The sequence below is a fragment of the Actinosynnema sp. genome (assembly GCF_052038725.1).
This window is the reverse complement of the sequence record NZ_JBQGCX010000846.1, coordinates 1-6731: the sequence shown is the minus strand read 5'-3', so window position 1 is coordinate 6731 and position 6731 is coordinate 1. Positions and strand designations below refer to the sequence as shown.

At 73.6% G+C, this 6731-nt stretch carries 4 protein-coding genes and 1 pseudogene; 3 read left to right on the top strand and 2 right to left on the bottom strand.

Going from position 1 to position 6731, the window contains the following annotated elements:
* Positions 1-187 precede the first annotated feature (187 nt).
* Entirely contained in the window at positions 188-601 is a 414-nt protein-coding gene (locus ACTUAL_RS17370) for a DUF2690 domain-containing protein (protein ID WP_440901004.1), read from the top strand.
* 52 nt (positions 602-653) lie between these two features.
* Here ACTUAL_RS17370 and ACTUAL_RS17365 read toward each other — a convergent pair whose 3' ends face one another.
* Together ACTUAL_RS17365 and ACTUAL_RS17360 are read right to left on the bottom strand one after the other, a co-directional pair.
* On the bottom strand, positions 654-4847 hold the full coding sequence (locus tag ACTUAL_RS17365) for a glycoside hydrolase family 2 TIM barrel-domain containing protein (protein ID WP_440901003.1): 4194 nt from the start codon (positions 4845-4847) through the stop codon (positions 654-656).
* Between the two features lie 177 nt (positions 4848-5024).
* Positions 5025-5972 (bottom strand): threonine ammonia-lyase, encoded by a 948-nt coding sequence (locus ACTUAL_RS17360; RefSeq protein ID WP_096495642.1) that lies wholly within the window; start codon positions 5970-5972, stop codon positions 5025-5027.
* A 70-nt stretch (positions 5973-6042) separates the two neighbouring features.
* Between ACTUAL_RS17360 and ACTUAL_RS17355 the strand changes: the two are divergent.
* Both ACTUAL_RS17355 and ACTUAL_RS17350 read left to right on the top strand, forming a co-directional pair.
* Positions 6043-6168 (top strand): annotated as a pseudogene (locus ACTUAL_RS17355) (helix-turn-helix domain-containing protein); the annotation flags it as partial.
* Between the two features lie 15 nt (positions 6169-6183).
* A partial coding sequence (locus ACTUAL_RS17350; protein ID WP_440901005.1) for a LysR substrate-binding domain-containing protein occupies positions 6184-6731 on the top strand: 548 nt, incomplete at its 3' end.

Sequence of the window (6731 nt, the reverse complement as noted above, 5' to 3'; positions counted from 1 at the left end):
AAGCACGTCCTCGGCAAGTACGGCATGGCCGACCGGGAGCAGGTGGCCGCGGACGTGCGGCGGCACGTGCAGTGACCGGTGTGGGTAGGCGGGGGACCGCCCCGCCTCACCCCGCGAGCGATACCGGGCCGACCGGCCCGCCGACCAGCATGGGGAGCACCAGCCGCAGCGAGAACACGGAGGCCCCATGCGCACCACCGGGAAGATCGCGGCACTGCTCGGAACCACCACCGCGCTGCTCGCCCTGACCACCGGCTCGGCCACCGCCGGACCCGAGCACCACAACACCGACCCGCTGGGCACCGGGTGCGCCTCGGGCGCGAGCACCATCCGCTCGGGCTCGGTCGGCGGCATCAACTACGAGATCCGCTACTCGGCGGGCTGCGGCACCAACTGGGTCCGCGTCCCCGCCCTCAGCGGCACGGTCTACATGGTGATCCGCTCCGACTGGGGCGGCTCGGCCGTGGGCGGCTACCAGACCGGCAGCGGCGGCTCGCACTGGACGCCGCAGGTCTACGCGCCCGGCGGCACCTGCGTCACCTTCTGGGTGCAGCGCATCGGGAGCGGCGACCCGGCCACCGGCAACGTCCGCCTCGGCTGAGCCGCGCCGCGCCCGCGCCGCCCGGACTCGGGGGTCCGGGCGGCGCAGGTGATCACCCGCAGCTCAGCACCGGGTTCGCCCAGTCGGCGTGGTCGTGCGCGTTGCCGTCACCGCCGTCGGTCACCCGGAACGAGAGCACCCGTGCCCCCGACGTGTCGACGCTGATCGGCTCGGCCGCGCTCCGCCCGGTCAGCACCGGGCTCCGGTACACCTGCCGCCCGTCCGCGAGCACCTCGAACCGGACGCTGCCCGTGCCCCCGGTCTCGTCGTCGACCCCGACCACGGCGGTCAACCGCGAGCACCGGCCACCGGTGTGCACCCGGAACTCCGAGTCCGCGTGCGCCCCGACGCCGGAGTCGACAGCGCTGCCCCGCAAGCGGATCGGGTTGCCGTCCCCGCCCGCGTCCTCGCCGTTGCTGCGGTCGCGCTCGATCGGCCCCCACCCGTTGCGCTCGTCCAGGAACTCCAGCGCCGACACCCGCGCCTCACCGCGGGGCGCGCTCGGCACGGCGGTGAAGTCCCGGCTCAGCGCCGTGGTCCCCTTGCCCGCCACCACGTCCACGAGCACCGGCCTGGTCCCGGTCGGCCCGCCCTCGCGGGTGATCACCACCCGCGCCGACCCGCCGGACAGGTCCACCGACGCGGGCGTCGCCGTCCAGCCGTCCGGCACGCCCACCCTCGCCCGCGCGGGCGACGGGCACGGCCGGGTCACCACCAGCTCGGCCTCCACCCGACCGCCCGGCTCCAGCGCGGTGTCGGCGGCGTTCAGCTCCACGGCGGGCACGCAGTCCACCTGTCCGCCCAGCTCGCCCGTGACCGCCTCGGCCGGGGTGAGCGGGCGCAGCAGCACCGAGTACGCGTACTCGGTCCCGGCCTCGACCTGGTACGGCTGGAGCGGTTCGTGGAACGTCTCGCCGACGCCGGTGACCCGGTGCGCGGCGTGCAGCGTGGTCCAGCCGTCGTTCTCCTCGAGCGCGAACGGGTAGGCGGCCCGGTCCAGGTCGTCGTGCCGCGACACCCGCACGTCCAGGTCGCCGGCCACCAGCAGGCCCGAGCGCCCGTCGGACAGCGTCGCCCACCGGGTGTCCGCGTGGTTCCCGAAGTCCTGCGGCTTGTAGTAGTCGTGGAACTGCTCGTCCACAGTGGACTTGTAGAGGCCGATCGGGTCGCCGGACCTGCGGTCGTCGTAGTTCTCGCCCGGCCCGCGCCCGTACCAGGTGAACCGCCGGTACCGCTCCGGAACCTTCACCGTGAAACCGATGCCGGGCAGGTAGCCCAGATCCCGCATCGCGCCCCGCGCGGCGACCCGGTGCCCGACGTGGATCTCCCCGTCGCCGGTGATCCGGTAGGTGAAGGTCTGCCCGAACGACGACCCCGCCACGGCCTGCGCCGTCGACTTCACCGTGACGACCGCGTCCGCCGAGTCCCGGCCCACCTCCACGCTCGACGGCGTGGTGGTCAACCGGTCCAGGCCGGCCCGGTACCAGGAGGTGTCCTCGCTCATGAACTCGTTGGACAGCGGCGCGCGCCACGCGTCCAGCTCCGGCCCGGCGGTGAGCAGCTCGTCCCCGCGCACCCGCATCGACGTGAGCGCCCCGGTCCTCTTGCTGATCGCGTAGCGGAAGCCCTGGCCGGACACCACGACCTCGTTCTCGTCCTGCGTCGTGGTGGTGCTGCCCGAGCGGGTTCCCGTGTGCAGCCCGGCGATCCGGTCGCCGCCGAGCGGGAACTGGGCGATGCCGACGTCGTTGCCCGCCCGGTCGGTGGCGCGCACGGTCAGCAGGCGCTCGGTGACCGCCGACCGGTCCGGCAGCTCGACCACGCCCGGCACGAGCGGGCCCCGGTGGTCGTCCACCACGCGCCCGTTGTCCGTGACCTCCCAGCGCAGCTCCAGGTCGTCGGTGCCGGTGAACTGCCGCTCGCTCACGATCGTGAGCCGGTTGTCCGCGAACGAGAACCGGATGGGGGAGTGGACCGCCATCAGCTCGGTGGTCTCCGGCTGCGGCCTGCGGTCCGCCCACACCAGCCCGTCCACGCCGCCGGTGCCCGCGCCGTACGACTGCTGCCGTCCCTTGTCCTGCACGGTCTCGAAGTCCAGCGCCAGCACCGCCGTGCCCTTGGGATCGGCGGCCAGCTCGGACCCGGTCAGCGCCCGGTGGTAGATCCGCACCTGGTCGATCGCGCCGTGCGCCATCCGGGTGCGCACGTTCTCCTGCATGGTCTCGGAGTTGCGCCCGATGTTCACCGGCCAGTGCGACGGGTCGACCGTCCCGGTGAAGGCGGTCTCCGCGACCTGCTGCCCGTCGATCAGCAGCCGCAGCGCCGTGCCGTCGAACGTGCCGGTGACGCGGTGCCAGTTCCCGGTCCAGTCGGCGGGCACCGTTGCCCGGACGGTGCGCCAGGTCCCGCTGTGCACGAAGAACTCCAGCGTGCTCGCGTCGGACATCTTCAGCGCGTACTGGTGATCGCCCTTGGCGATGACCGTGAAGTCGCCGGTCCACGCGTCCGGCTTGACCCAGGCGTCCAGGGTGAGCCCGTCGCGGACCCCGTCGAACCTGCGGTCCCGGTAGACCTCGACGAAGTCGTCCAACCCGCTGAGCCGCAACGCCTTCCCGCGCGGTCCGTCCACTCGGGACGGTTTGCCGGACAGCCACGCCAGGATGCCGTTCGCGTCGTCCGGGGTCGTGTATAGGGGAAGGGCGATGTTCTGCTCCGCCCAGTCCCAGACGAACCCGCCCTGCACCTGCGGGTAGGCGCGCACCACGTCCCAGAACTCCTTGAAGTTCCCCAGGCTGTTGCCCATCGCGTGCGCGTACTCGCCCATGATGATCGGCTTGGTCGTCGTGCGCGCCTTCGCCTCCAGGCTCGACGGCGACGGGTAGCGCGGCCCGGACACGTCCGCGAACGGCGCGTCGCCGTCCGGCACGTTCGGCTGGTGGTAGAGCGGCCGGGTGTCGCGGGCCCGCGCCAGCTCGGCCATCGCGTGGTGCGCCCTGCCCAGCCCGGCCTCGTTCCCGGTGTCCCACATGACCACGCTGGGGTGGTTCTTGTCCCGCTGGAGCATCCCGGTGAACCGGTCCAGGAACGCGTCCTGCCACTCGGGCCGCTCGGCCAGGCAGTCGTTCGGGCAGTTGTCGTGGTGGTGCGTCTCGGTGTCGACCTCGTCGGCGATCATCAACCCGCTGCGGTCGGCCAGCTCGTAGAAGTGCGGGTCGCTGGGGTAGTGCGAGGTGCGCACCGCGTTGACGTTGAACCGCTTCATCAACCGCACGTCCTCCTCCTGCTCCTCGCGGGTGACGTGCCTGCTGCCGCGCACGCTCGTCTCCGCGCGGTTGACCCCCCGGAACAGCACCCGCTTCCCGTTGACCTTGAGCTGCCGGTCGACGATCTCGATCTCCCGGAACCCCACGGGCTGCCTGCCGGTCTGGACCACCTGCCCGTCCCGCAGCAGCTCCACCCGCAGCTCGTACACGTTCGGCGTCTCGTCGGTCCACTTCACGGGGTTCGCCACCCGCCCGCCCACGACCGGCACCTCGGTCCCGCTCGGGTCGAACAGCCTGGTCCGCACCGAGTGCCCCTCGGTCGGGCCGCCGAGCACGACGTCCGCGCTGAGCGCCGCGTCCCGGTACTCCGCGTCCAGGTCGGTCCTGATCGTCACGTCCGCCAGGTAGGTCCTCGGCGTGGAGTACAGCCAGACCTCGCGGAAGATCCCGGAGAACCGCCACTGGTCGAAGTCCTCCAGGTGCGACCCGGAACCCCAGCGGTGCACCTGCACCCGGACGGTGTTGCGCCCCGGCTTGAGCCTGCCGGTGACGTCGAACTCGGCGGGCGTGTACCCGCCCTGGTCGTACCCGACGTACTCCCCGTTGACCCACACGAAGTAGCCGCTGGTCACGCCCTCGAACCGGAGCAGCGTGCGGTCCCACTCGGCGGGCAGGTCGAACTCCCTCTCGTACACGCCGGTCGGGTTCACGTCGCGCGGCACGGACGGCGGGGCGTCCGGGTACATCTCCGTGGGGATGTTGCGGAACACCGGGTGGTCCAGGAAGTCGGTCTGCCAGGTGTGCGGCACCGACACCGTCCGCCAGCCCTCCTCCGTCTCGCGGACGTCCTCGGGCCTGTCGAACATCCTGATCCGCCACTCGCCGTTCAGGCTGAGCCGCCGCTCGGGCTTCAGGTCCGGGTGCGGCGGCTCCTGGTTCTCCCCGGTCATCCGGGGGTCCTCCAGGTACGCGAGCGCGTCCACGGGGTCGACGGGGCGGGCCCGCGCGGTCGCGGGAGTCAGGAGTGAGAGCGCTACCACCGTGGCTACGACGACACGACGCATGTCTTCGGAAGCTAGGGCCGCGCGGAGAAGACCGTCAACGGATGTCCGGGTTTCTGTCCGGCACGCCCTCGCGGCCGGGCGCGGACCCGACCCCGGTCAGCCCGCCCCGACGGCGGCCCGGATCTCCGCCTCGCCCGCGTTGGCCCCGGTGCACACCAGCGCGACGCTGCGCCCGGCGAACCGCTCGGGTTCGGCCAGGTAGGCGGCCAGCGGGGCGGCGCCCGCGCCCTCGGCGAGGGTCTGCCCGTCGCGCAGCATCACCCACTGGGCGTGCCGGACCGCCGCGTCGTCCACGAGCCGGAAGTCGCTCAGGCGCGCCCGCAGCACCCGTTGCGGCAAGGCGAACCCGCTGCCGGTCGCCAACCCCTCGACCGCCGTGCGGTTGGGCCGCGCGACGAGCTCGCCCGCCCGCCACGAGTCGTGCGCGGCCGGTGACGCCGAGGTCTGCACGGCGATGACCTCGCAGTCCGGGGCGAGCGCGGCGGCGACCAGGCACGCGGCGGCGGCCCCGCTGCCGCTGCCCACCGGCACGATCACCACGTCCAGGTCGGGCCGCTGCTCGAACAGCTCCAGGTAGGCGGTGGCCACGCCCGCGATGATCTCCGGCTCGTCCGCCGCGCTGACCAGCCGCATCCCGCGCTCGCGGGCCAGCAGGGCGGCGTGCTCCCGCGCCTGGTCGAACGTCCCGCCCGCCTCCACCAGCTCCGCGCCCAGCGCGCGCACGGCGGCGGCCTTCAGCGGGTTCGGGTCGACCGGCATCACGATCGCGCAAGGCACGTCGAACAGCGCCGCCGCGTGGGCGAGCGACTGCGCGTGGTTGCCGGTCGAGTAGCCGACCACCCCGCGCCGCCGGGCCTCGGCGTCCAGCCCGGCCAGCAGGTTCAGCCCGCCGCGCACCTTGAACGCGCCGGTCGGCTGCACGTTCTCGTGCTTGATCAGCACACCGGGCCCGAGGCCGGGCGCGGGGCGCAGCGGCGTCGGGGGGAGGTGGGCGCGCACGGTCCGCCGGGCGCGCAGCAGGTCGGGGAAGGTGGGGATTCGCACGCCCTCCACGGTGCCAGCGCGACAGCCATAGAACCAGGTGTGATTTTCTTCCAAACGATAGTCTCCGTCTATGGATCTGACCCGGTTGCGCGTGCTGGTGGCCATCGCCGACGAGGGCTCGGTGACGGCGGCGGCCGAGGCGCTGCACTACGCGCAGCCCTAGGTCAGCCACCACCTGGCCAAGCTGGAGGCCGAGACCGGCGTCGCCCTGGTGCGGCGCGTCGGCCGGGGCGTCCGCCTCACCGAGGCGGGCGAGCTGCGGGTCGACCGGGCCCGCGAGATCCTGGGCCGGGTGGAGGCCGTGCGCGCCGAGCTGTCCGCCCACGCCGGCCTGCGCGCCGGCCGCGTCCGCCTGGCCGCGTTCCCCTCGGCCCTGGCCACCCTCGTGCCGCTCGCCGCCGCCCAGCTCGCCGCCGACCACCCCGGCGTCGAGCTGGCCCTGACCGAGGCCGAACCCGAGCGGGCCCTCACCGCGCTCCGGCACGGCGAGGTCGACCTCGCCCTGGTCTTCGACCACCCCGACACCCCGGACCAGCCCCGAGGCACCACCCTGCACCCGCTGCTGCGCGAACCCCTCTACCTGATCACCCGCAAGTCCGACCGCACCGGCCGCACCCCGGCCGACCACGCCGACCGCCGCTGGATCGCGGGCTGCCCGCGCTGCCGCGCCCACCTGATCGCCACCTGCGAGCGCGCGGGCTTCACCCCGGAGGTCGACTTCGAGACCGACGACCACGTCGCCGTGCAAGCCCTGGTCGC